Genomic DNA, 22,289 nt, shown 5'->3' with positions numbered 1-22,289 from the left:
GAGTGGAGGGATGAGACGCCGTTATCGGCGCTACGCCTGGCTGATGGGCATCTGCCTGACCCTGTTCGCGGGTTCGCTGCCCGTGTACTACCTCGCCGGTACGGGGTGGGCGGTGGCGATGTGCGCGGTCGCGGCGGTCCTGCCACCGGTCGCCGTCATCATCGGCAACTCCGCGGACCCCACCGACCCGGCCGACCACGACGCCCGCTACGGCCCCAACTCCGAATGATCCCGGCCGCCCCGCGGCGGCCGGGACCACGCCGCTAGCCCGCCGGACGGTCCAGGACCCGGCGCAGCGCGGCCAGGACCAGCTCGGCCCGATCGGGGCGCGCGTTGTGGCCCATCAGCCCGATGCGCCACACGGTCGAGGCGTACTCGCCCACACCGGCGCCGATCTCGATGCCGTACTCGGTGAGTAGCCGTTCGCGGACCTTCACCGAGTCGACGTCCTCGGGCACCCACACCGTGGTCAGCTGGGGCAGCCGGTGCCCCTCGGCGGCGAACGGCTCCAGCCCCATCTCCGCCAGCCCCTCCTGGAGGCGGCGCCCCGCCTCGCGGTGGCGCTCGGCCACGGCGTCGACACCCTCCCGCGTGATCCGCTCCAGCGCCGACTCCAGGGACGCCACCATCGCCACCGGCGCGGTGTGGTGGTAGGCGCGCCCGCCCGGGCCGCCGCGCACGTAGGCGCCGAGCAGCCCCAGGTCCAGGTACCACACCGGCGGGGAGGCGACCCGGCGCCGCCAGGCCCGCTCGGAGAAGGTGAAGGGGGCCAGCCCCGGCGCCACGCCCAGGCACTTCTGGGTACCGGAGTAGGCGACGTCCACCCCCCACGCGTCCAAGGCCATCTCCATGCCGCCCAGCGAGGTCACGCAGTCGGCGACGAGCAGCGTCTCGGGGGAGCGGGCGCGCAGCGCCGCGCCCAGCGCCGCGATGTCGCTCTCGACCCCGGTGGAGGTCTCGGCGTGCACGGCGGCCACGACCGCCGGGGCCGGATGGGCGTCCAGGACCCGTTCGACGTCGACGGGTTCGCCCCAGGTGTGGTCGACCCGCACGACCTCGGCGCCGTAGCGCGTCGCCACGTCGCACATGCGGGCGCCGAACAGCCCGTTGACCGCGACCACCACCACGTCGCCGGGCCGCACGGTGTTGGCGAACGCCGCCTCCATGCCGATCGACCCGGTCCCCGACAGGGGGAGCGTCAGCGGGTTCGCGGTGCCCCAGACCGTGCGTAGTCCGTCACACGCGCGCTCCAGGATCCGGATGAACTCGGGGTCCAGATGGCCGAGCAGCGGGGCGCTGAGCCCGGCCGTCGCCTCGGGATAGGGGTTGCTGGGTCCGGGACCCAGGAGGATGCGTTCGGTCAAGGACATGGCGATCACTCTAGAGTGTCACGGTCCCCCGTTTCCCCCGCCGCCCCCGAGGGCGGGCCCGCCGGCGCGCGCTCGGACCGCCGCCCGGACGGGGGCGAGGGGACACCCTGGGAGAGGAGGAGCAGATGCCGGTGAACGGGACCGTGCCCGACGTCCACGGCCCGACGGCGCGGGTCGTGGCGATGGACGACCCCGCGACCGCGCCGATGATCGAGGGGCTGCGCGCCGAGTACACCCGCCGCTACGGGGCCGAGGCCGCCCAACGGGAGATGTCCTCCTACCCCCTGGCGGACTTCGCCGCCCCGCACGGGGCGGTGCTGCTACTGGAGGAAGAGGGCCGGGCGGTCGCCGGGGGCGCGCTGCGCCGCCTCGACGCCGGCACCGCGGAGTTCAAGCGGATCTGGACCGCCGAGGGGTGGCGCCGTCGCGGCCTGGGCCGCCGGGTCATGGCGGGGCTGGAGGAGCGCGCCGCCGCCCTGGGCTACCGGCGCGCCTACCTCACCACCGGCCCGGCCCAGCCCGAGGCCGTCGCGCTGTACACCCGCCTCGGCTACGAGCTGCTCGACGACGAGGGGTGGGGCGAGGACGGGGAGCGCCGCTACTACGCCTTCGCCAAACCCCTCGACGGACCCGTGGCGCCGCGGTGAGCGGCGCGGCCTCCCCCGCCGGGAGCCGGCGGGGGAGGCGCCGGCCTCACGACAGGTCGGTGACCCGCTTGCCGTCGCCGCCCTTGTCGATGACGAAGGCGTCCACGACCGTGCCGTCGGCGGTCTTGGCCTGGTAGGTCAGCTCGTCCCCGTCCACCTCGACGATCTGGTAGGTCTGGGTGTCGCCGAGCTGGGTGCGGACCTCGGCGCCGCCACGCTGCCAGTCGCTCGCGGTGGGCGTGTACATCTTCGGCCCGGTCACGGAGACGACGTAGACGGGGCCGGTGTGCACGTCAGGGTCGTCGGTGCGGTTGGCGACGAGGTTGCCGCGCCCGTAGGAGTGGTCGTGGCCCTGCAACACCAGGTCCACGTCGTACTCCTCCAGGACGTCCAGCCAGTAGTCGCGCACGACCGCGCCGCTGCGCCCCTCGCTGTTGGCGAAGACGGGCTGGTGGAAGGTCACCACCGTCCACGGGTTGGGGTTGTCGGCCAGCACCCCCTCCAACCACACCTGCTGGTCCTCCATCCAGTCGACGATGTCCAGCCACGGCGCGTTGGTGTAGTTGCTGTTCAGCGAGATGAAGCGGACGCCCTGGTAGTCGGTGTAGTAGGCGGTGCCGTCCAGGTCGTCGTCATCGGGGCCGTTGCCGGTCCCGGGGAAGTGGAGCGGCCAGTGCCCCGACAGCGACCAGCCGCTGTACTCGTGGTTGCCGGGGGTGGCGATGTGGTTCATCGAGGCGCCGTTGTCCGTCCCGACCGCGGCGAACCACTCGGCCCACTGCCCGTCGTTGTCGGCGTTGTTGACCAGGTCGCCGGCGTGCACGGTCAGCGCGGCGTCGGAGGCGTCGGCGTAGGCCGCGCGCACCACCGGCGCGGCGCCGGCGGTGATGTCGTTTTGGATGTCGCCCAGGTACAGGAACGAGAAGGGGGCGGGGCCGTCGGCGGCGGTGCGGAAGGTGAACCACGCGCTCCACGTCGTCCCGTCGCCCACCCGGTAGCGGTAGTCGGTGGCGGGGGACAGGCCGGTGAGCGTGGCCCGGTAGTAGGTGCCGCCCCCGGCCGTGCCGGTGCGTGCGCCGTCCACCGTGACGGACGCGCCGCCCGACGCGGCGGTGAACTGCACCTTCGGCGCGGTCGCGGTGGTGGTGCGCCAGGTGACGGTCTGGGACGTGGCGGGCGACTCGGTGGGGACCAGCAGCACCCGTTCGGGCGTGGTCGCCGCGTGCGCGTCACCGGGGACGGCGAAGGGCAGGACGAGGCCGGCCAGCGCGCCGGCCAGCAGCAGGCGCGCGCCGCGGGACGCGACGCGAGGGGAGGGGGGAACCGTGGGCACGGGATCTCCTCGGAAGGCGGGGGAGGGGGACGCCGGTCACGGTAATCGCGCCAGGGGACGCACACGTGAATCCGGTTCTAACTTCGGTGTCCGTCCCGTCGCGCACGGTCACCTGGCCGGCGCGCCGCCCCGCGGACCGGTGGCACCCCCGTCACGTGCGGTGACACGCCTCCCGCCCCGCCCAGGGCGCGGCACCCGGCGTTCACGGCCCGTTCACACGGCCGCGGGGGGCGCCCGCCCGAAGCCGTCCATCGCCTCCCGGCACACGGGCTCATACGATGGGAGGAGGACCGCCCTGAGCGGCCCCCACCCAGCGCAGACCCGACGAGGAGAGCCAGACCGTGACCGAACACCAGCGTCCACAGACCGAGACCGGACAACAAGGCGCCGCCGGTGACGCGCCGGTGTTCACGCCCCGCAAGAACGGCCCCTACCAGGGGGTCTCCGAGGAGCTGGCCGAATGGATGCGCACCGGCTGGGCCGACACCGAGCGCACCGACCTGCCGCCCCTGGAGCAGGCCCCCTACACCGCCAAGCGGCGCGCCGCGCTGAGCGCCCGCTTCCCGGGCGAGCGCATCGTCGTGCCCGCGGGCAACCTCAAGGTCCGCTCCAACGACACCGAGTACCCGTTCCGCGCCGCCTCCGACTACGTCTACCTGACCGGTGACCAGTCCGAGGACGGCTGCCTGGTCATGGAGCCGCGCGACGGCGGCGGCCACGAGGCCACCGTCTACCTGCTGCCGCGCTCGGACCGCGGCAACGGCGAGTTCTGGCTCGACGGCCACGGCGAACTGTGGGTGGGGCGCCGCAACAGCCTCACCGAGGCGGCCCGGCTCCTCGGCACCGCCACCGGCGACGTCCGGCGGCTGCCCGAGGTCCTGCGCGAGGCCCCCGCCGCCCCCACCCGGATCGTGCGCGGCCACGACGCCGCCCTGGAGGAGGTCCTGGCCGGGCTGCGCGAAGGCGACGGGGACGAGGCGGCCCGGCGCGACGAGGAGCTCGCCGTCCACCTCCACGACGCCCGCCTGGTGAAGGACGAGTGGGAGATCGGCCAGCTCCAGCGCGCCGTCGACTCCACCGTGCGCGGCTTCACCGACGTGGTGCGCGCCCTGCCGCAGGCCGAGGCCACCTCCGAGCGTTACATCGAGGGCACCTTCTTCCTGCGCGCCCGCGTCGAGGGCAACGACGTCGGCTACGGCACGATCGCCGCGGCCGGCCCCAACGCCACCACCCTGCACTGGGTGCGCAACGACGGCGCGGTGCGCCCCGGCGAGCTGCTGCTGCTGGACGCGGGGGTCGAGACCACCACCCTCTACACCGCCGACGTGACCCGCACGCTGCCCATCTCGGGCCGCTTCGACGACGTCCAGCGCCGCGTCTACGACCTCGTCTACGCCGCCCAGGAGGCCGGCATCGCCGCGGTCGCGCCGGGCCGGCCCTTCCGGGCCTTCCACGAGGCTGCCCAGCGGGTGCTCGCCGAGGGCCTGATCGAGTGGGGGCTGCTGGAGGGGCCGCTGGAGCGGGTCCTCGAACTCGGCCTCCAGCGCCGCTACACGCTGCACGGCACCGGCCACATGCTCGGCCTGGACGTCCACGACTGCGCGGTCGCCCGCACCGAGTGCTACGTCGACGCCGACCTCGAACCGGGCATGGTGCTCACCGTCGAGCCGGGCCTGTACTTCCAGCCCGACGACCTCACCGTCCCCGAGGAGCTGCGCGGCATCGGCGTGCGCATCGAGGACGACGTTCTCGTCACCGCCGACGGCAACCGCGTCCTGTCGGCGGCGCTGCCGCGCCGCTCCGACGAGGTGGAGGCCTGGCTGGCGGAGCTGCTGCCCCGCTCCTGAGATCGGCTTCTGCGGGGCCGCTCTTGGGGGTCCGCTCCGCGGTCCCGCGCCGTCGCGGCCCTGCCGGAAAGGCCTCGCGGCCCCGCGCCGCGACGGGGCGGGGCTGCGAGGCCCGCCGTACCGCGAGGGCCGGCCCTGGGGACGGCCGGCGCGATCCCGGGGAGGCCGTGAGGCGCGGTCCTGCGGCGTGACCGTGGCGCTCCCGGCCACGGCAGCCTTACACCCGGCTCCGGGAACGGACGCGACCACCGCGGCGGCTCCGGGCGTTCCCCGTCTCACGGTTTGCGGCGAGAAGGAATTCCGGCAGAATGACGGTCGCCGGAAGCGGATTCTGACCGCTGTCGCGCGCTCCCAGGTTTATAAAGCGGAGATAACGGCCCGCAAAGCCGCAGGTCATCTTCTGTAAGCCCCGCGCACGCGGGGATGGACCGACGGCGGTCCCGGAGCATTCGGTTCGCCAGGAGTAAGCCCCGCGCACGCGGGGATGGACCGGCCGCGGGGCTCCCGTCGTCCGTGTAGGACCGGTAAGCCCCGCGCACGCGGGGATGGACCGTCCCGGATGTCGCCCGGGCCGATGCTCGTCGGGTAAGCCCCGCGCACGCGGGGATGGACCGGGGGAGGACGCCGCGCTGTGGGACGGGAGGGGGTAAGCCCCGCGCACGCGGGGATGGACCGGGCGAGCAGGGCACCGGCAAGTCCACCGCGCTGTAAGCCCCGCGCACGCGGGGATGGGCCGCACGCGCGGGCCGGTCCACCGCTGACCGGATCCGCGAGGTTCTACGGATCGGGCAGTCGCGGGCCTGGCAGGTTCGGGGTCTCTACGTCGCGGCCGTCTCCCACCCGGACGGGCCAGGGTTGCGTTCCCCCGCCTGATGCCGGGACCCGGAGTGGCCACGGATCGGTGGTGTGCGGGTGAAGCGGATGAAGGGGACGGCTCGCGATATCCCTCCGGGGCCGTCCGGGCCGTCTGGCCCCACGTCGAGCCCGGCGTGGGGCTGTCGGTATTCCAGGTGTCCTCGTCCGGCCGGATCCGGTGACAGTACGTGACCGTGGGTCTACCTTCACCGATGGGCATTTCCTCGCAGGTAGGGAGCGCGGATGGGCGGTCACGAGAAGCCGGACTCACAGGACAGCGGTAAAGGCCCGAAATGGGAACAGGACGGACAGCAAGGGAGCGGTCACGGCTCTCAGACCATGCCCGGCTCCTCCGGTGACGGCAAGGAACAGAAGTGACCGATCCGGAGTACGGCCCGGATCGGCTCGCTGATCTCCTCGTCGAGGACGGGGCGCTCACCGATCCGGCGTGGGAGGCCGCCGTGCGGGCGGTGCGACGACACGAGTTCCTGCCCGAGGTGGTGTGGGTTCGCGATGACGACGGGTGGCGTACCCCGTACGGCCGGGACACCCCGCAGTGGCGCAACGCGGTCTATGCGGACTACGCGCTGGTCACGCAGGTGGACGATGGCCGCCCGGCCGGGCCGGACGGGCGGGGGCGTTATCCGACCTCCTCGGCGTCGCAACCGTCGCTGGTGGTGGCGATGCTCCAGGCCCTCGACGTCGCCGAGGGGCATCGGGTGCTGGAGATCGGTACCGGCACCGGGTACAACACCGCGCTGTTGTGTCACCGGCTCGGTGATGAGAACGTCACCTCGATCGAGGTGGATGAGACGGTGGCCAGGCAGGCCGCGGCGAACCTGAAGGCCGCCGGGTACGCGCCGCGCCTGGTCGTCGGCGACGGCGCGGAGCCCGTGGACGGCGGGCCGTTCGACCGGGTGATCGCGACCGTCGGGGCCAAACGCATCCCCCGGGCGTGGGTCTCCCGGCTCCGGCCCGGTGGGCGGCTCGTCGTCCCCTGGGGCAGCGACTTCGGTGGCCACTGGCTGGTCACTCTCACCGCCGACGGGAACGGGGCGGTGCACGGCCGGCTCGACGGGATCGAGGCCGCGTTCATGTGGCTGCGCGACCAGCGCTCCCATAAGGGGGAATGGTCCGATCACATCGACTTCGACGCGAAGATGCGCGACGCGGTGACGGCCCTGGATCCGAGGATGGTCCACGTGGAGGAGGGCGGCGGGGCGGGGGTCGTCCTGGGGGCGCTGGTGCCGGACCTGTACCAGATCACCGCGTGGCCCAAGGACGCCGAGGGGCGCCCGATCCGTTCGGGGCGGTGCACGGTGTGGGTGTATGACGCGCGGGGATCGTGGGGGGCCGCCACCTACCTGCCCGACGCCGATTCCTACGGGGTGAGCACCTACGGCCCCCGGGACCTGTGGGCCGAGATCGGGGCCGCGTGGCGGGCATGGCAGCGGGCGGGTCGTCCCGGCCGGGAGCGGCTCGGTCTCACGGTCACCCCCAGCGGCGAGCACCGGCTGTGGGCGGACGAGCCCGGCAGCGTTCTCACGCCGTGATCTGGATGCCCTGACACGCGAAAATCCCCGCCCTACCTGGGGCTTCCCATGTGACTCCCACGGAGCGTGTGGCCCTGTTCGAACTGGGCTCAATAGAGAGCGGCCCGCACATGGCTACAGGATGCGGGCCGCGTTCGTAGGCTAGCGGGCCGCCCGTGCTTCGGCGAGGGTTTGGCGGTACTCGTGGGTCCAATCCGCGTCGCGCTGGTCCGGGAGAGCCCGTCGAGGTCCATGCGGATGTGGTCGGCGGCGGCCTCCGCCAGGTCGAGGAGGCTTCGGATGTCGTCGCGTCGTCCCGGCCGGGAGTGGATGATCCCGGAAGGTCCCTGACACATGAGGGAGGCCCTGCCTATCCTGGGGCTGCGACGCTCCAGGAAGGCAGGGCCTTATGACATCTCCTGGTACCTCGGACCTTTCGGGCGAAGAGCTGACTTTCGGGCAGCGTCTCAAGATCCTTCGCACTCGGCGTGGCATGTCGCGGGACGTGCTCGGGGGCCTCGTTGGTAAGTCCGGCTCATGGGTGAAATCGGTCGAGGTCGGACGGCTCGACATGCCGAAGCTTCACATTCTGGTGCGGCTGGCTGAGGCACTGCGGGTCCGTGACCTCTCGCACCTCACCGGGGAGCGATCCATGCAGGTCGACATGTTCACGGGGCCTGGCCACGCCCGTCTGCCCGCCGTGCGGGCGGCGCTCAACTCCTCGCCGGCTCTCACCCGCCGGGCGGCGCCGCCGGTATCGCACCTGCGCGCTCGCCTCGATCAGGCGTGGGTCGCACGGCACTCCTCACGCGATCACCGGGACGTCCTCGGCCGGTTGCTGCCCGGCCTGATCACCGACGCCCAACTTGCCGCCTACCAGGCCGAAGACCGGACGCAGCGGCGCGCGGCCCAAGCCGTGCTCGCCGAGGTGTATGCGATCGCGCAGTTCTTCATCGCGTACCAGCCGGCGGCTGACCTGCTGTGGCGGGTAGCCGAACGGGGAATGGTCGCCGCGCAGGACTCCGGGGACGTCCATGCGATCGGGGTGGCGTCGTGGCTGATGGCCCAGGCCCATCGGGATGCCGGGGACTGGGACGCCGCGGACGTGGTGACCCGCGAGACGCTGGACGCTCTGCGGCCCCATGTGGACGCGGGCCAGGTCCCCGCCTTCGCGATCTGGGGAGCGCTGCACTTCGAGGCCGGGTACACGGCGGCCCGCCGTGGCGAGGCGGGTTCGGCCTGGCGCTGGTGGGACTTGGCCGAGAGCATCGCCAGCCGATTGCCGGGCAGCTACTACCACCCCGTCACCTCGTTCTCCCGCGCCATCATGGGGGCGCACGCCACCACGGTCGCGGTCGAACTGCGAGCCGGTGGCGAGAGCGTCCGCCAGGCCGAACGCGCGGCGGACAGCGTGATTCCGTCCCGGCCGCGGCGAGCCCGCCACCGGATCGAGCAGGCCCGCGCTTACTACTTGGACGGCCAGTACCGTGAAGCGCTAGGCGTGCTCGACAACGCGTATGACGCGGCGCCGGAGACGATCGCTTACAACGGCTACGCGCGGCGAATCCTCCTAGAGGAACTGGACTCCCGCGACGCGTCCCGACGCACCAGCGCGAGCATCGTGGCGACGAAGGTCGGACTTCTCACGGCGTGACAACGAGGGGACACATTCTGTGCCCTCCCCCTGACGGGCCGCGATCTACCGTCAGGGCATGGCGACGACATGCACGTGGCCGGTCCCCCGCGTCCCTGAACAGTCTGCGGCCAGCCGGCATCGGAGGTTTCTGTTCCTGCTCGACCAGCGTCCGATCGCGGACCCGTCCCGTATCCCGGCATGTGTCGAGTGTGCCGAGGTGGCGCTGCGGCATGACGCCCGGTGGGAGGTCACGTATCGGACCGGTGACCCGGCGTCATACCGCGCGCGGCGCCGAGTGCGGCCGGATCTGGTGTTCATGGCCCCGGGAGGGGCGTGGTGAGCGCCGTTATGCCTTCCGGTGGTCTGTTGGGGCCGTCGGTGAACCGGGAGCATTACGCGGCGCAGTGCCGGGTGTCAGAGCGGGCACGGTTGCTGGGCCTGCTCTTGTCGTGGGAGGAGCACCGGCACGGGTGGGAGTACTGCCTGTTGTGGCCGGATGGCCGGTGCGAGGTGTATGGCCTGCTCTCCCGGGTGCAGGAGCGCCTGAACCGCCTGGAGCGGGAGGTCCGGTGGTGAGCGTGCGGGTCACGGTCAGGGTGAACGGGCGTCACCTTCCCATCGCGCAGACACCCGCCGCGAAGTGGCCGGAGTTGCTGACCACGATCGAGGTCGCCGATCTGTGCCGGGTGGCCCCCAGCACCGTCGGCCGATGGCTCCACGAGGGCCGGCTGCACGGACAGCGGACGTTGGGGGGTCATTGGCGGATTCCCGCCGACCAGATCCGCGCACTCCTGGAAGGAGACCAGGGATGAGGCGGCCCTGTCTTCCCGGTCACGCCGTCGCGCGTGATCTGTCCCGCCGAAGCGGAGTACTGGTGTGGCACGGGGAAACCTCACGCGGCTATCTCGCCCTGGCCGGGCGCGAACTGCTCATCGCGGCCACCGCTGAGGAGATGTGGATGAGGCTCGCCGCGCGCGGCCTCATCCCGACACGGGAGGAATCTTCCCCGCGTTCCATGGTTCTGCCCGGGCGCGATCACCTGGCCGGCGCCGACACGACCGACACCACCTGGACCCAGGCCAGACCGGTCAGACCAGCCGGCCCGGTCTCGTGGGGGCGTCCCGCCTCCGCGTAGACGGCCGCGTCGGGGTGAGCGTCCTGCTCACCGGAAACCCCGGCGTTGATCAGCCGCCCGTCTCGGGCGCGGGGCGGGCGGCCCACAAGGTTCCCGCGCGTCGTTCTCAGAGCCCGGCGCGTGGGACCCCGGGGAACCATTGAGGGGTGTTCCCCGGTCCGGTCCGGGACGGTAGAGGGACCGTCCCGGACCACCCCCCTTGTCCGTCACGGCCCCCAGTCACGGGATCACGCCCGCACCGCCGTCAGCTGAGAGATGGTGTTCTCAGGCCAGCCCGCCGAAAGGAACCCCGTGTACGTGACCAGGCCACCGCAATGCCGAAACCTCGTCGCGCCCGACGATTTCGCTGGGAAGCGACCCGGGGAGCTGAGAGGTCGTCCCGAACCGGATCTCCCAGTCGCTGACCCTTCACAGGGATCAGAGTCCGTCCGATCTCTGTTTTCCGGGCTCACCGGCGTCATCGAGAGGCTACGGTCGCAATGACACTGCGAAACCGCCGTATTGAGGTGAGCCATGCCGGAGCGCTATCGCAGCATCGTCGATGTTCACGTGATCCTGCACCGTGATGGAGAGATCCTGCTGTTGGAGCGACAGGGCACCGGCTACTGCGACAGAATGCTGCACCTGCCCTCCGGACATCTGGAGGAAGGCGAACCCGTTCCGCACGGTGCCGCGCGCGAAGCCCGCGAGGAGACCGGTGTCCTCATCGATCCCGGCACGCTCACGCTCGCCGCTGTCGTGCACCACCGGCAGAGCCCCGGCCACGCGCGCGTCGGCATGTTCCTCCTCGCCGAAACCTGGACGGGGGAACCCGTGAACACCGAGCCCCACAAGTGCGGGAAACTCCAATGGGCCGACCCGCACCTGTTGCCCTCCAACACCATCGACTATCCCGCCGTGGGCATCCGCGCCTGGCTGGAACAGCGCCCTCTCGCCCTGCACGGGTGGGGCAGCACGGAAACGGTGAGGTGAGAGACAGACCGGGCCGGGCCGGCCTTCCGACAGTCACGGCCCGACCGGTGTCTGTACCCGGTCACTGGGGCGGGCGGTCTTGACTCGTTGACGAGATCCCGTGGAACATGAACTCGCCCTTCTCGAAGGGCGCTTCTCGGGCTTCCAAGATTTATAAAGCGGAGATAACGGCCCGCAAAGCCGCAGGTCATTTTCTGTAAGCCCCGCGCACGCGGGGATGGACCGGCGTCGGCGCGCGCGAAGAGGCGCAGCGCAGAGTAAGCCCCGCGCACGCGGGGATGGACCGGCCAGCGCGATGTTCTCGGCGATCTGGGGCAGGTAAGCCCCGCGCAGGCGGGGATGGACCTCTCTACCTCCAGCTCACCTCCCGTGACACCGCGTAAGTTCCGCGCACGTGGGGATGGTTCTTCAACTCTCTTCGAGAGGATGTTGGTGGAGACTTGTTTGCCCGCCCATGACCGGAAAGACTTTCGAGAAGTCTCTCCTGGAGGGAGCTCATCGCGGCCTTTCTACCTGCGCTGATGCACTACCGGCGGATCGCTGCAAAAATGAGCCTTCGAGAGACCAGCAAGACGGCTCTGGCCTGCGACTTTACTCTCGGGTCGCTGATCATCCCTAGAGGGATCGCAACCTGGCTGGTCCGGATCAGTCCTTCCACCTGAAGCTGTCGCTGATCATCCCTAGAGGGATCGCAACATGCTGGCCGCGCAGATCTCCCTGCTCCAGGCGGTTCGTCGCTGATCATCCCTAGAGGGATCGCAACTCGGCGGCGGCGGGCCCACGCTCCCGCCGAACACGGGTCGCTGATCATCCCTAGAGGGATCGCAACTCGGTCTCCCCGGTAGGGGTCCGCCCGGATTTGGGTCGCTGATCATCCCTAGAGGGATCGCAACCCGCGCTGGGCCAGGTCCACGATCGCGGCGTAGATCGTCGCTGCTCATCCCTGGAGGGATTGCGACGAACAATCTGGTCGTCTGGTCGCGAGTCGGTGCAGGTGAACCTCGCGCGGGGATGGCCTCCGCTCGGTGGGATGTTCCCTTGCCTCAGGGGCGCGGGACCGGCTGTCGGCCTTCCCATTCGTGAGGGCGCCGTCCGTGTGCGATCCCGCCGTACCCGTGCCCGTCCTGTGCCTTCTGCTGTCTTCTGCGCCCATGCGCGCCTGCCCTGCCGGTCGCGTGGACCGGGTGGCGGCTGGCCTGGCGACCCGGCCCGGGCCAACAGCGCTTCAGTGCTGGAGGAGCCCGCCGACCGGGACGGGCGGGACGTGGCCGGTGGGCGGAAGGGTCCGCGCCAGGGCGATGCCGACGTCGACCAGCGACGACCGGCGCAGGCCGGCGACGTCGGGGATCAAGGTCCACACCGACTCGGCGGTCTCGCCGTTCGGTTCGGGGCGGAGCCGGCCGCCGGTGACGCGGACCCGGTAGAAGACCCCGACGTTGTGGTGCTCGACGCCCGCGCGCGCGACGGCGGCGGGGATCACCCTGGAGTCGACGCCCAGCAGGCGTTCGACCACCGCCTCACAGCCGGTCTCCTCGGCGACCTCCCGGATCACCGCGTCGAACGGGTCCTCGCCGTGTTCGACCCTGCCGCCGGGAAGGGTCCAGGTGCTCTCTCCCTCCGCCGAGACGTGCCGGGCGAGCAGCACCCGCCCGTCCTCGACGCACACGGCGTAGGCCGCCAGCCGGAAACTCACTCCGCACACCTCCCAGCGGACCCTATCCCGGTCCCGGTCCCGGTCCCGGTTCGCCGGCAGAGCCTCGGCCGGAGGTCCGGGGGGCGGCCGGGCGCGGGGGCGGACCGTCGCGCCCCCGCGCCCGGCCGGTGTCACAGCTCCCGGAGGACTTCCTCGGCGGCGCGCCGGCCGCTGGACAGGGCGCCGTCGAGGGTGCCGTTGGACGGGAACTCCGCGGTCTCGGTGCCGGCCCAGTGCAGCCGGCCGATCGGGGCGCGCAGCCGTGGCCCGAACTCGGTGAGCAGCCCGGGGAAGGCGGGCGACTGGTAGGCGCGGCTGTAGGGGTCGGGTTGCGCGCCGGCCTCGACCACGGCGAGGGGTTCGGCGGCCAGCGGGCCCAGCGCCCGCTCCAGGTTGTCCAGCAGCATGGCGCGGTGCCGGGCCGGGGAGTCGGTGACCTGCTGGTCGGCGCCGAGCGGGTCGTTCTCGCCGAAGGTGTAGGTGTGGGCAATCAGCCGGCCGCGGTCGGAGTCGGCCGGGCTGTCGTCGACGGTGAACGCGGGGATCCCCGACTCGAAGTGCACCTCGCCGGACAGCCCGAAGTTCTTCCAGAACGGGCGCTGGTAGACGAGTTCGGTGCGAATGATCTCGGCCTGCGGCCACTGCCGTTGCAGCCGGCGCCGGCTCGGCGGGAGCGGGGCGATGTCGATCCGGTCGGCGTCGGCGGGGGACAGCGCGAGGATGACGCGCCGCGCCGAGATCTCGCCCCACGGCCCGCTCACCCGCACGCGGTCGGCGTCGTGTTCGACGCGGGAGACGTGCCGGCCGGTGCGGATGCGGCCCGCGAAGCGTTCGGCCAGCGCGCCCACCAGCTCCCCGGCGTCCAGGCGGAGCGAGACGATCTCCTCGACCGGCCAGGGGCCGATGTGCGCCAGCAGCCACAGCAGGCTGATCCGGTCGGCGGGGAGGCCGGCCTCCATGGTCAGCTGCTCTTCGACGAAGGTGAGCGAGTCGGGTTCGAAGGTGTGCGTGCTCAGCCACGCCCGCACCGACTGGGAGTCCAGCTCCTCGGCGTGCTTCGAACGCCACGGCTCGGCGAAGTCGATCTCCTGGGCCAGTTTGGTCAGCCGGCCCAGGATCCACTCGTCGCGGACGCGGGTCCACCACGAGGCGGCCAGCGGGACGTTCTCCTCGCTGACCCAGGTGTCGCCGTCCTCGTTCATCCGCAGGTCGTCCAGCGCGGCGTCGTCCTCCACCCGGTCGACGTCGATGTCGAGTTCCCGGGCGATCTCCAGCAGGGCGCGGTCGTGGGCGGTGAGGAAGAGCGAACCGGGCGAGACCGCGTCCACCCCGGGGTTCGGCAGCAGCGCGCGGCCCCCGGGGGCGTCCCGCCCGTCGAGCAGCACGACCGATCCGACACCGGCGTCGTCCAGCCGCCTCGCGGCGGCCATCCCGGACAGCCCCGCCCCCACGATCACGACATCGGCCTGTTCCACCACCGCCGGTCCCCCGGACACCGCGGACCCACCCTTCGAGAGAAACGTCGAGACGGCGCGCCGCGCGAGTGCCCGGCGTGGTCGGCCGTCGATCTTCCGGCCACTATATGGGCGAAACAGGCGCCCGGCACGCCCGCCACCGTGGGGTGGCACGAGACACACCGGAAAGGGGCGGCGGTCGCGCGGCGGCGCGTTCGGGGGGCTGTGCGGCCGGCGCGCCAGCGCCGTCCTCCCCCGCGGGCGCGCGGCGTCCCCGGCGCCATGTCGCGGAACGGTCCTGGAGCGACCGGGCCGGCCGGCCCGGGAGACCCGACCGCCCGGCCGCTCCCACGCGGCCGGGCGGCGCGGTGTCGTGGCCCGAGGCCCTGTTCCGCGTTCCCGCCGGGGGTGGTGCCTCGATCGGCGGAGGTCGTGCCGGTAATCCGTTGTGGGATCGGGGAGCCGCCCGTAGGGTCGTCGATATGTCTCTCCGTCTCCGTCTGCGTCAGGCCCTGCCCGAAGCGATGCGCGCCCGCGACAAGGCCGCGGTGAGCGCCCTGCGCGCGACACTCGCCGCGTTGGACAACGCCGAGGCGGTGCCCGTGGACGAGGCCGGGCTCCGCGGCACGGCCCTCGAACAGTCGCCGATCGGCGCCGGCGCCACCGAGATGGCGCGGCGCGAGCTGGACGAGCACGGTGAGGTCGCCATCGTGCGCGCCGAGATCGCCGAGCGGCTGGAGGCCGCGGCGCGGTTGTCCGCGCCCGCGCACGCCGACCGGGCCGCGCGGCTCCGCGAGGAGGCCGCCGTGCTGCTCCGTTTCCTCGATGATCCCGGCACCGCCTAGGACTACGCGCGGGGCGCGGCCGGCAGGGGCGGAACGGCCCCCGCCCACCCCGCCCCCGGCCGGGGCGGAATCCGTGACCGCGCCGTGCCCGGGAGTTCCGTGCCGGGGCGGTCGCGGCGGCGGTTCGAGGGCGCGACCCGGCGATTCACGGCGGGCGGCCGGCGGCGTGAGGCGCCGCGGGAGCCCGGTGCCCGGCCGATCCTCCGCTTGCGGCAGTGGCGTGACATCGGCGTGTCCGAGGCCCTGCTGGAGGGCACGGGTGTGATCGCCGAAGGCGCCAGGTGCGGTGAGGCGGACCGTCTCTGCTCGGCATCGGCTTCACCGCCGCGCGGGCACACCACGACGCTGCCGGGACGCGCCCGGGCGAGGACGGGTCCACCGTTTTGGGGAGCGGCGTCGAAAAGGGGGCTTCGAAGGACGAAGCCGCCCGGGATCGGAGACGATCCCCGGCGGGACGAACGCGCCCCGTCCGACAGCGGTGGAAGAACCGGCTGGGGCCGTCCTCCTGGGACGTTTGACGTGGGGGGAGACCGGCGAGGCCGCCTCGCCGCCGACCGAGGCGTTGCCCGCCGGCGGTCGTTTCGGCCGCGGGCCAGGTCCGGACAGCCCGTGGCGTGTTCCCCGTGCCGGGAAGGACACGGGGCGGGCCTGTGTCTCTCGCGGTCAGTCGAGGGCTACCGCATGGGCCGAGACCGGCTCGTCCCACCGCGACCGCGCCCACCCGCGGAAACGCCGCACCAGGGGGCGCCCCGGAAAGAGGACCAGGCCGCCGAGCGGAGGAGCGGGGCTCCGGGGGCGGCCGTCCCGTCGGCAACGACGAGGGCCTCCGCGAGGAGAGGAACACCGTCGAGCGCCTGGTGGGTGAACACGAGACCCAGCGGGGAGGTGTCACCCGGTGCGGCAACACCCCGGACGGCCGCCCCGCCGGCCGCCACCCGCGCGCCTCGATGACCCGGATCGAAGACCTCACCCGGGTCGGCCGGTTCACGCCTCGACACGCGCCTTCGGGGCGCCTTCCTCGGCGCGCGGGCATCCTTCGGGGGAGCCGGACGGCGGGGCGACCGCCGGGGGTGGGTCAGTGTGCCTTGGTGAGGTCGACACCGAGCTGACGCAGGAAGCCGACATTGTCGTACTGGACCCACTCCTCGGCCAATTGACCGTTCTCGTGGTAGCGGAAGATGTTGATGAGTTCGAGCCGCATCGGCTTCCCGGTCGGCGCGATCGTGCCGACCGGGGACGCCTCGAAAGGCGCGGTGAAACGCCCCGACATCGAGGTGTGCGAGGCGATGTGATCACCCTCGCTGACAATGGTGCGCCGCTCGCACGAGAATCCCTCGAACGCGGCACGCATGGCCGCGAAGAAGGACTTGAGCTGCGGATACGTCATGTCGCCGTCGGGGCCATGGAAAACGAAGTCGTCCGCGAAATAGGCGTCCAGTTTCTCGTCGTCGGCCACGGCGATCGCCTCGCGACCGATCCGGACCAGGGCGCGCGCCCGCTCGTCGTAACGGGTGTCCTCGGGGGAGATGAACTCGCTCATCGGGGAATCCTTTCAGGGCGGTGGCGTTGTCGCCGCTTTCGATGCTAGACCCCGGGAATCCTTTTTCGGCCCTGCAGGACATGCAATCATCGACCTATTCCCATAACAGTCATGCATGGCTCGGGCGGCTACGATGGTGCCGTGCCCGAACTCAGCGTCAACGCTCTGCGCGTCGTGCGCGCGGTGGCCGCGCACGGCTCCCTGAGCGGCGCGGCGCGCACCCTCGGCTACTCCCAGCCCGCCATCTCCCGCCAGGTCTCGGCCGCCGAGAAAGCCGTGGGACAGCCGCTCTTCGTCCGCGGCGCGCGTGGCGTCACGACGACGCGCGCGGGGGAGCTGGTCGCCCGGTTCGCCGCCGAGACCCTCGCCGGCCTCGATCGGCTGGACGAACGGCTCGACGAGCTGGCCCACGGGCCTGAGGTGCGGGTCCGGGTGGGGGCTTTTCCCGCCGCGAACGCCGCTCTGCTCCCCTTCGCGCTGGCCAGGGCACTGAGGCGGCGGCCCAGGTTGTCGTTCACGCTCGTCGAGGCGTCCTCGTCGCAGCTCGTGCACCAGGTCATCGGCAAGCGGCTGGACGTCGCGGTGGTGGCCTCCGGGCCCGGCCTGCCGCAGCCGGCCCTGGAGGGGTTACGGATCGCCCCGCTGCCGGGCGGCGAACTGAGGGTGGGCGTGCCGCGCGGGCATCCTCTCGCCGCGTTGGAAGGCGCCGTTCCGGTGCGCGAACTCGCCCACGCGCCGTGGATCGTGGGCAAGGGCGCCCGGGACGAACCACAGTTCGGCGCCTGGCCCACGCTGACCGATCCGCTCATCGCCTTCCGCGCGCGCAGCTGGCACAGCCGTTTGGGACTCGTGGCCGCCGGGCTGGGGATCTGCGTCGTTCCGGATATCCTCGCCCCGGTCGTTCCGGAGAACATCGTCCTGGTGCGCGTGGACGACCCGAATTGGCTCGGCCGGAGCATTCTCGCGATCAGCAGGAATGACGGGGTGGAGGCGCACGAGGTCATCATCCGGGCCCTGCGGGAACCCGCCGCGGATCAACGGAGTCCCTGACGGGGCGGAGGGCCAGAAGAAGACCGGCAGGGCGGCTTCCGGCCGGCATGTCCGGCGTTCGGTCCCGCCTACCGGGGCCGGGTGCGGAAACGGCCGGCACCCGTCGAGGCCGCCGGAGGCCGTCACGCCGGAGAGGCGACGGCCGGGCGTCCCGTGACGTCCGTCGGCGCTGCCGCCGGACCGCTGGAGGCCGCCCGCCGCGGTTCGGCCGGGAGACCCACCGCCGGCGCGACAACGCCGAACGCCGCTTCGACCGGCTCATGGGATCACGGACCGTCGCCACCGAGTGGGATGGGACCGCCACCTGCTACAAGGCGGGGGTCTTTCCCGTCGCACTCCTGGCCCTGGGCGGGATCCGTTTGGAGACGGCCCCTGTACTCGGTACGGTTTCGCGGCTCGACCAGCGGGTTCGTCGGTGCTGACCGCGTCGGGTTGTCACCCGGCACGACCGTGAAGCCGGACCGGGGTACTAGAGGCTGTTCCCCTTCACGGCCTGTAGCAGGGCGGTCCATTCGGTGGTGGGGAGTGTGAGGTGTCCTGCTTCGGGGGTTTTCGAGTCTCGTAGTGCGGTGTCTCCGGAGGGGGTCACCGCGACTTCCACGCAATTTCCTCCCGTCTGGTTGCTGTAGCTGCTCTTGCGCCACGTCAGGTCGGTCGTCGTCATGCCATTTCTCCTTGTGTCCTGCGGATGAGGTTCTGTGATTCCTCGGGGGAAGTGCCAGTCCTCGCAGTTCCCCGAAGAACCTCCTGTGCTCTCTGGTGACGGCCGGACGGTCTCCGTCCGGACTCGTGTTCGGCTCCTGCGGATTGAAACCACTGGCCGTCTGTAGTCAGGGAAGGGGGCTTGTCCTCCGGAGTGGAAAGGGAAGGCGCGGGGCTGTTTCAGCAGTCCCCTGATCCGCGAAAGCGGGTACCGAAGTCGAGCGCAGCGCCACCTCATTCGGGAAACCCGCTCCCCGATCACCATGGGAGCGGGTCGATGGCGTGGAGATGGGCGGTCTGCGAAGAAGGGACTCGCGCCTCACATGGCGTCCCGCTTTACCGCGTGCAGGAAAGCCGTCCAGGTCGGGCTGGGGAAATCGAGCCGAGCGAGCTGCCGGTTCCGGGTGTCCCGCACGAAGGTGCGCACCCCTTCAGGGTGCACGACTTCGGCTACCTCCAGGCAGTGTCCTCCCTCTTGGTTGCTGTAGCTAGATTTGCGCCAGTTCACGGGGGTCTCCTTCGAGGATGTTCTTCAGGAAGGTGGACGTCTGTTCCGGGGAAAGTGCGGCGGCTTGCAGGGTTCCGAACCTGAAGCGGATCTCTTCGACCTTCTGCGGGTCGCTGATCAGGTTTCCGGTCCCGACACCTTCCACGTAGACGATATCTGCTTTGTCCGCGAAGGAGAGGACGGTGAAAGGACCGGAGAGACCAGGGTGGTACCTGATTCCCACACTCCACGGTAGAACTTGCAAGCGGACCCTCGACTCCGACAGTTCGAGTAACAGTTCGACTTGTCCCGCCAGAATCCCCGGGTCCGTGGCGAGGTGTTTGACGGTGATCTCCGTGATGATCGCCCATATGGCGGGATTCCGGGAAGCCGAAAGCTCCTCTCGGCGCTGCATCCGAGAGTTCACCAGCCGTGATATCTCGTCGTCTGTGGCCAGCTGCGATCCCGCCTTGATCGTGGCCCATGCGTACTCCTCCGTCTGGAGAGGTCCTGGGATCAAGGTCGGATGGTAATCCCGCATCACCGTCGCCGTGGGCACGGCCTGGAAGAAGTCGCCTGCGTACTCCGGATAAGCGGCCCGGCTGAACTCGGGCCACAGGGCCAGTAGCTTTCCCTCGGCCCCGAGGGCTTCGTCCAGGCGTGACACGATGGTCCTGCTGGGGGTCCTCAGGGCTCTCTCGTAATGCCCGATGGTGGCCCCTCTCAGGTTGAGAGGGCGCCCTAAGGCCTCCTGGGATAGATCGGCCATTCTGCGCAATCTAGCTAGCTCTGCCCCGAATTTCCTTAATGCTGGATTGCGCGCTGAATCCTTCTGAGGCATGGCAACGATGAAAGCATGCATTGCAACAGCCTGCAACGGAGAGGTTCTATTTCACTTCATCTGACCTGTATTCATGGCTCCGGTCTTCCTGTAGTGCCACCGTTGGGGCGTGAGTTGATCGGTGTATCGGTGTGACCGGGACGCCGAGAGAAGGAAGCGGAAAACGGCCCTGACCGGCGGTGGAGCGCCAGGCCAGGGCCTCAGTCCCCAACTGGAGGATCAGGTGGCGACCTTGCTGTGTCAGCCTAGCTGCTGTGCAATCACACATGAGCATTCCCTCTCTGAATGTTCCTCTCCTGGAGCGGCGAAGGAGGGAGCGTGACGGCTTTTACGGTATTTTCCACGTCTCTGCCCGGTATCCCGGAGAGCGTGGGGGAGGCCCGCCGTTTCGTCGTCGGCGTGTTGCGGGTGGCTCCGGAGAAGGTTCCCAGGGAGGTCATCGACAACGCCGAGGTCATCGTGTCGGAGCTGGCGACCAACGCCATCCGCTACACCCACAGCGGTGATCGCGGCGCGACCTATGACCTGTACTTCAGCGTCGACACCCGCCGGCTGACCGGCAGCGTCCGCACCAAGCCTCCCCTGGCGGGGTTCAGCCCTTCCGACTGTGAGCGCATGCCCGCTGTGGAGGGGGAGGGAGGACGAGGGCTGTACCTGGTACGAGCCCTCGCGGCCGAGTACAGCGACCTGCGGCCCTACGAACACGGGACGTGCTTCACGCTGCGGTGGACCTCTCTGGCGCTCGTCTCCAAGGGGCAGGGGTGACGGCGCCCGAAGAGGGGCGGCCCGGCCTGCCTCGGCGAGAGGCCGGCCGTCGCTACTGGCCCGAGAAGGTGTGTCCCTCCGAGCCGTGGCCTCCACGGCGTGGGCGGACCCCGCCCGGGGAACCGCCGGCCGGCGGGGAATTCCCCGTCCTTCCCGCCTTCCACTCCGGGGATCCCGTGACGGACTCCGATGACATTCGGGAGGACGGGCGTCAACGGCGGGACGGTTCGAGAGGGCCACGGGAGTAGCCGCCGCCCGGATGAGCCTTGAAGCGCGCCACGGCGTGGCTCGGTGGGTCTGGAGGCGAGAGCGCCGCCGGGCCACGCCGTTCCCCTGGGCAGAGGGGCGGATGCGGACAATGGGAAGGGAACGGCCGGCGTGTCCGGGAGGGGTTTTCGAGAAGTGCCGCGAACCGTTTCGGTCACTACCGACGGAACAATGTTCATGAGGCGGCTTTCATGATTTCCGGCGCACCGGCCGGTGTCAAAGAAACCGAGTGCGTGACCGGGAATACCAGGGGATTCAGTCCTGAGTTTCTGTGAGCCGCGCAAGGGGAATTCCGAATTCCGGGCGCCCCCGATCGCTCCCGTGTATCTTCGTCCTCACAACCGAAGACGGCCCCGGCAGGTGCGACCAACACCTGGCACGGGGCCTGACTCCCAACCTGCTCAACCAGGAAGAGAGCTATGCGCGACTTTATCAGCCGCGTCATGGTCGCGTTCGCGGCCATGCTGCTGGCCCTCGCCCACCCCCGCACCGTCGAAGCCATCACATCGGCGCTGAACGCCGGATCGCCCGCCGAGCACCCCGAGGCGGCCTCCGCCGCACCGGGAACGGACCTCCGCCCGCGAAGCGCCAACCGCGTGCGGTCCTACTCCAAGGACATCCGCGCGCCCTACGTGTTCGGTTCCCCGGAATGGTGGGAGTCCCACCGCGAGTCCAAACGCCCCCAGACCTTCGTCCATGACGGGCCTCCCTACCGGTGGCAGCTCATCGCATAGGAGACGCCGTCTCCCCGGCCCTGGCGGCCGACACCGCCAGGGCCTTTCGTGTCAGGTGCCCACCCCGCCGCCGAAGAAAGCGACGGAGAAGCCGGCCACTGGCCGACCCGCCATGCGAACCGACGAAACCCTGCGCCATTCGCGGCGACTGCCGCATTTCTGCGTTTTTTGGAGGCGGATGCGAACTTCGCCCCTTTCTCAAGAAGTGGTCGAAACGGAGGCCGGCCGCTAGTAACGTCCCAGGTCAGCAAGAGTGCTCCCCGCGCACGCGGGGATGGTCCCCATCGTGGAAGAAATGGCGTCGCCGTCCATGAGTGCTCCCCGCGCACGCGGGGATGGTCCCAGACCACTAGGGTGGAAGTCATGAGCGAGACGGTGCTCCCCGCGCACGCGGGGATGGTCCCAGACCACTAGGGTGGAAGTCATGAGCGAGACGGTGCTCCCCGCGCACGCGGGGATGGTCCCGCAGCCCAGCTCACCCAGCTCCGTGATGACGCGTGCTCCCCGCGCACGCGGGGATGGTCCCTAGACATATCGGGCCTAGGATCTAGACGTTGGGTGCTCCCCGCGCACGCGGGGATGGT

Annotated in this window: 21 protein-coding genes and 3 CRISPR repeat arrays (1 of these 24 only partly in view); of the genes, 13 read left to right on the top strand and 8 right to left on the bottom strand. The window is 71.0% G+C overall.

Annotated elements, in window-relative coordinates:
• Positions 1 to 10 precede the first annotated feature (10 nt).
• Entirely contained in the window at positions 11 to 229 is a 219-nt protein-coding gene (locus ACYVHU_RS22840; RefSeq protein WP_078760933.1) for a DUF3099 domain-containing protein, read from the top strand.
• A 34-nt stretch (positions 230 to 263) separates the two neighbouring features.
• Here the strand turns inward: ACYVHU_RS22840 and ACYVHU_RS22835 are convergent, their stop codons facing one another.
• Positions 264 to 1,370 carry a pyridoxal-phosphate-dependent aminotransferase family protein gene (locus ACYVHU_RS22835; RefSeq protein WP_078760986.1) on the bottom strand — a complete coding sequence of 369 codons (1,107 nt, stop codon included), beginning with the start codon at positions 1,368 to 1,370 and terminating at the stop codon, positions 264 to 266.
• A gap of 125 nt (positions 1,371 to 1,495) precedes the next feature.
• On the opposite strand from ACYVHU_RS22835, the gene ACYVHU_RS22830 reads away from it, so the two are divergent.
• Positions 1,496 to 2,017 (top strand): GNAT family N-acetyltransferase, encoded by a 522-nt coding sequence (locus ACYVHU_RS22830; protein ID WP_078760934.1) that lies wholly within the window; start codon positions 1,496 to 1,498, stop codon positions 2,015 to 2,017.
• Between the two features lie 46 nt (positions 2,018 to 2,063).
• Here the strand turns inward: ACYVHU_RS22830 and ACYVHU_RS22825 are convergent, their stop codons facing one another.
• On the bottom strand, positions 2,064 to 3,350 hold the full coding sequence (locus ACYVHU_RS22825; RefSeq protein ID WP_432940197.1) for a purple acid phosphatase family protein: 1,287 nt from the start codon (positions 3,348 to 3,350) through the stop codon (positions 2,064 to 2,066).
• Positions 3,351 to 3,691: 341 nt separating this feature from the next.
• Between ACYVHU_RS22825 and ACYVHU_RS22820 the strand changes: the two genes are divergently transcribed.
• From ACYVHU_RS22820 to ACYVHU_RS22790, 7 genes are all read left to right on the top strand, one after another.
• A complete protein-coding gene (locus tag ACYVHU_RS22820; protein WP_498949477.1) occupies positions 3,692 to 5,197 on the top strand; it encodes an aminopeptidase P family protein in 1,506 nt (501 codons plus the stop codon).
• Between the two features lie 402 nt (positions 5,198 to 5,599).
• Positions 5,600 to 5,933: direct repeats of the CRISPR family, unit length 29 nt; unit sequence GTAAGCCCCGCGCACGCGGGGATGGACCG.
• 493 nt (positions 5,934 to 6,426) lie between these two features.
• Positions 6,427 to 7,605, top strand: coding sequence for a methyltransferase domain-containing protein (locus ACYVHU_RS22815; protein ID WP_498949476.1), 1,179 nt, complete (start codon positions 6,427 to 6,429; stop codon positions 7,603 to 7,605).
• Positions 7,606 to 7,993: 388 nt separating this feature from the next.
• Positions 7,994 to 9,238 carry a helix-turn-helix domain-containing protein gene (locus ACYVHU_RS22810; RefSeq protein ID WP_432940206.1) on the top strand — a complete coding sequence of 415 codons (1,245 nt, stop codon included), beginning with the start codon at positions 7,994 to 7,996 and terminating at the stop codon, positions 9,236 to 9,238.
• 318 nt (positions 9,239 to 9,556) lie between these two features.
• On the top strand, positions 9,557 to 9,796 hold the full coding sequence (locus ACYVHU_RS22805; protein ID WP_498949474.1) for a hypothetical protein: 240 nt from the start codon (positions 9,557 to 9,559) through the stop codon (positions 9,794 to 9,796).
• Positions 9,793 to 10,032 (top strand): helix-turn-helix domain-containing protein, encoded by a 240-nt coding sequence (locus ACYVHU_RS22800; RefSeq protein WP_498949473.1) that lies wholly within the window; start codon positions 9,793 to 9,795, stop codon positions 10,030 to 10,032. Before ACYVHU_RS22805 ends, ACYVHU_RS22800 begins: the two co-directional genes overlap by 4 nt.
• Positions 10,029 to 10,355: a hypothetical protein gene (locus ACYVHU_RS22795; RefSeq protein ID WP_078764224.1), complete on the top strand. Its 327-nt coding sequence runs from the start codon at positions 10,029 to 10,031 to the stop codon at positions 10,353 to 10,355. The genes ACYVHU_RS22800 and ACYVHU_RS22795 overlap by 4 nt, the downstream gene beginning before the upstream one ends.
• 513 nt (positions 10,356 to 10,868) lie before the next feature.
• A complete protein-coding gene (locus tag ACYVHU_RS22790; protein WP_078764223.1) occupies positions 10,869 to 11,327 on the top strand; it encodes an NUDIX hydrolase in 459 nt (152 codons plus the stop codon).
• A gap of 601 nt (positions 11,328 to 11,928) precedes the next feature.
• A CRISPR array of direct repeats spans positions 11,929 to 12,286; the repeat unit is 30 nt; unit sequence GTCGCTGATCATCCCTAGAGGGATCGCAAC.
• Positions 12,287 to 12,552: 266 nt separating this feature from the next.
• Here the strand turns inward: ACYVHU_RS22790 and ACYVHU_RS22785 are convergent.
• Together ACYVHU_RS22785 and ACYVHU_RS22780 are read right to left on the bottom strand one after the other, a co-directional pair.
• Entirely contained in the window at positions 12,553 to 13,020 is a 468-nt protein-coding gene (locus ACYVHU_RS22785; RefSeq protein ID WP_498949471.1) for an NUDIX hydrolase, read from the bottom strand.
• A gap of 131 nt (positions 13,021 to 13,151) precedes the next feature.
• Positions 13,152 to 14,516, bottom strand: coding sequence for a flavin monoamine oxidase family protein (locus ACYVHU_RS22780; protein ID WP_498949470.1), 1,365 nt, complete (start codon positions 14,514 to 14,516; stop codon positions 13,152 to 13,154).
• Between the two features lie 440 nt (positions 14,517 to 14,956).
• Between ACYVHU_RS22780 and ACYVHU_RS22775 the strand changes: the two genes are divergently transcribed.
• Entirely contained in the window at positions 14,957 to 15,319 is a 363-nt protein-coding gene (locus ACYVHU_RS22775; protein ID WP_498949469.1) for a GatB/YqeY domain-containing protein, read from the top strand.
• A gap of 1,075 nt (positions 15,320 to 16,394) precedes the next feature.
• Here ACYVHU_RS22775 and ACYVHU_RS22770 read toward each other — a convergent pair.
• The gene (locus ACYVHU_RS22770) at positions 16,395 to 16,859 is read right to left on the bottom strand and encodes an ester cyclase (protein WP_498949468.1); all 465 of its coding nucleotides are present in this window, start codon (positions 16,857 to 16,859) and stop codon (positions 16,395 to 16,397) included.
• Between the two features lie 141 nt (positions 16,860 to 17,000).
• Between ACYVHU_RS22770 and ACYVHU_RS22765 the strand changes: the two genes are divergently transcribed.
• Positions 17,001 to 17,909 carry a LysR family transcriptional regulator gene (locus tag ACYVHU_RS22765; protein WP_498949467.1) on the top strand — a complete coding sequence of 303 codons (909 nt, stop codon included), beginning with the start codon at positions 17,001 to 17,003 and terminating at the stop codon, positions 17,907 to 17,909.
• A 469-nt stretch (positions 17,910 to 18,378) separates the two neighbouring features.
• Here the strand turns inward: ACYVHU_RS22765 and ACYVHU_RS22760 are convergent, their stop codons facing one another.
• The 3 genes from ACYVHU_RS22760 to ACYVHU_RS22750 form a co-directional block, all read right to left on the bottom strand.
• Positions 18,379 to 18,573 carry a DUF397 domain-containing protein gene (locus tag ACYVHU_RS22760; RefSeq protein WP_078764220.1) on the bottom strand — a complete coding sequence of 65 codons (195 nt, stop codon included), beginning with the start codon at positions 18,571 to 18,573 and terminating at the stop codon, positions 18,379 to 18,381.
• Positions 18,574 to 18,930: 357 nt separating this feature from the next.
• On the bottom strand, positions 18,931 to 19,119 hold the full coding sequence (locus tag ACYVHU_RS22755; protein WP_078764219.1) for a DUF397 domain-containing protein: 189 nt from the start codon (positions 19,117 to 19,119) through the stop codon (positions 18,931 to 18,933).
• The gene (locus tag ACYVHU_RS22750) at positions 19,100 to 19,939 is read right to left on the bottom strand and encodes a helix-turn-helix domain-containing protein (RefSeq protein WP_498949466.1); all 840 of its coding nucleotides are present in this window, start codon (positions 19,937 to 19,939) and stop codon (positions 19,100 to 19,102) included. Before ACYVHU_RS22750 ends, ACYVHU_RS22755 begins: the two co-directional genes overlap by 20 nt.
• A gap of 318 nt (positions 19,940 to 20,257) precedes the next feature.
• Here ACYVHU_RS22750 and ACYVHU_RS22745 point away from each other — a divergent pair, with 318 nt between their 5' ends.
• Both ACYVHU_RS22745 and ACYVHU_RS22740 read left to right on the top strand, forming a co-directional pair.
• Complete coding sequence (locus tag ACYVHU_RS22745; protein ID WP_498949465.1) at positions 20,258 to 20,704, top strand: ATP-binding protein; 447 nt, start codon at positions 20,258 to 20,260, stop codon at positions 20,702 to 20,704.
• Between the two features lie 686 nt (positions 20,705 to 21,390).
• Complete coding sequence (locus tag ACYVHU_RS22740; protein WP_498949464.1) at positions 21,391 to 21,705, top strand: hypothetical protein; 315 nt, start codon at positions 21,391 to 21,393, stop codon at positions 21,703 to 21,705.
• 253 nt (positions 21,706 to 21,958) lie between these two features.
• Positions 21,959 to 22,289: direct repeats of the CRISPR family, unit length 29 nt (it continues 64 nt past the right edge of the window).

This window comes from Marinactinospora endophytica, from assembly GCF_054780875.1.
Note: the sequence above shows the minus strand (reverse complement) of the source record. Positions and strands in the feature narration are given on the sequence as shown.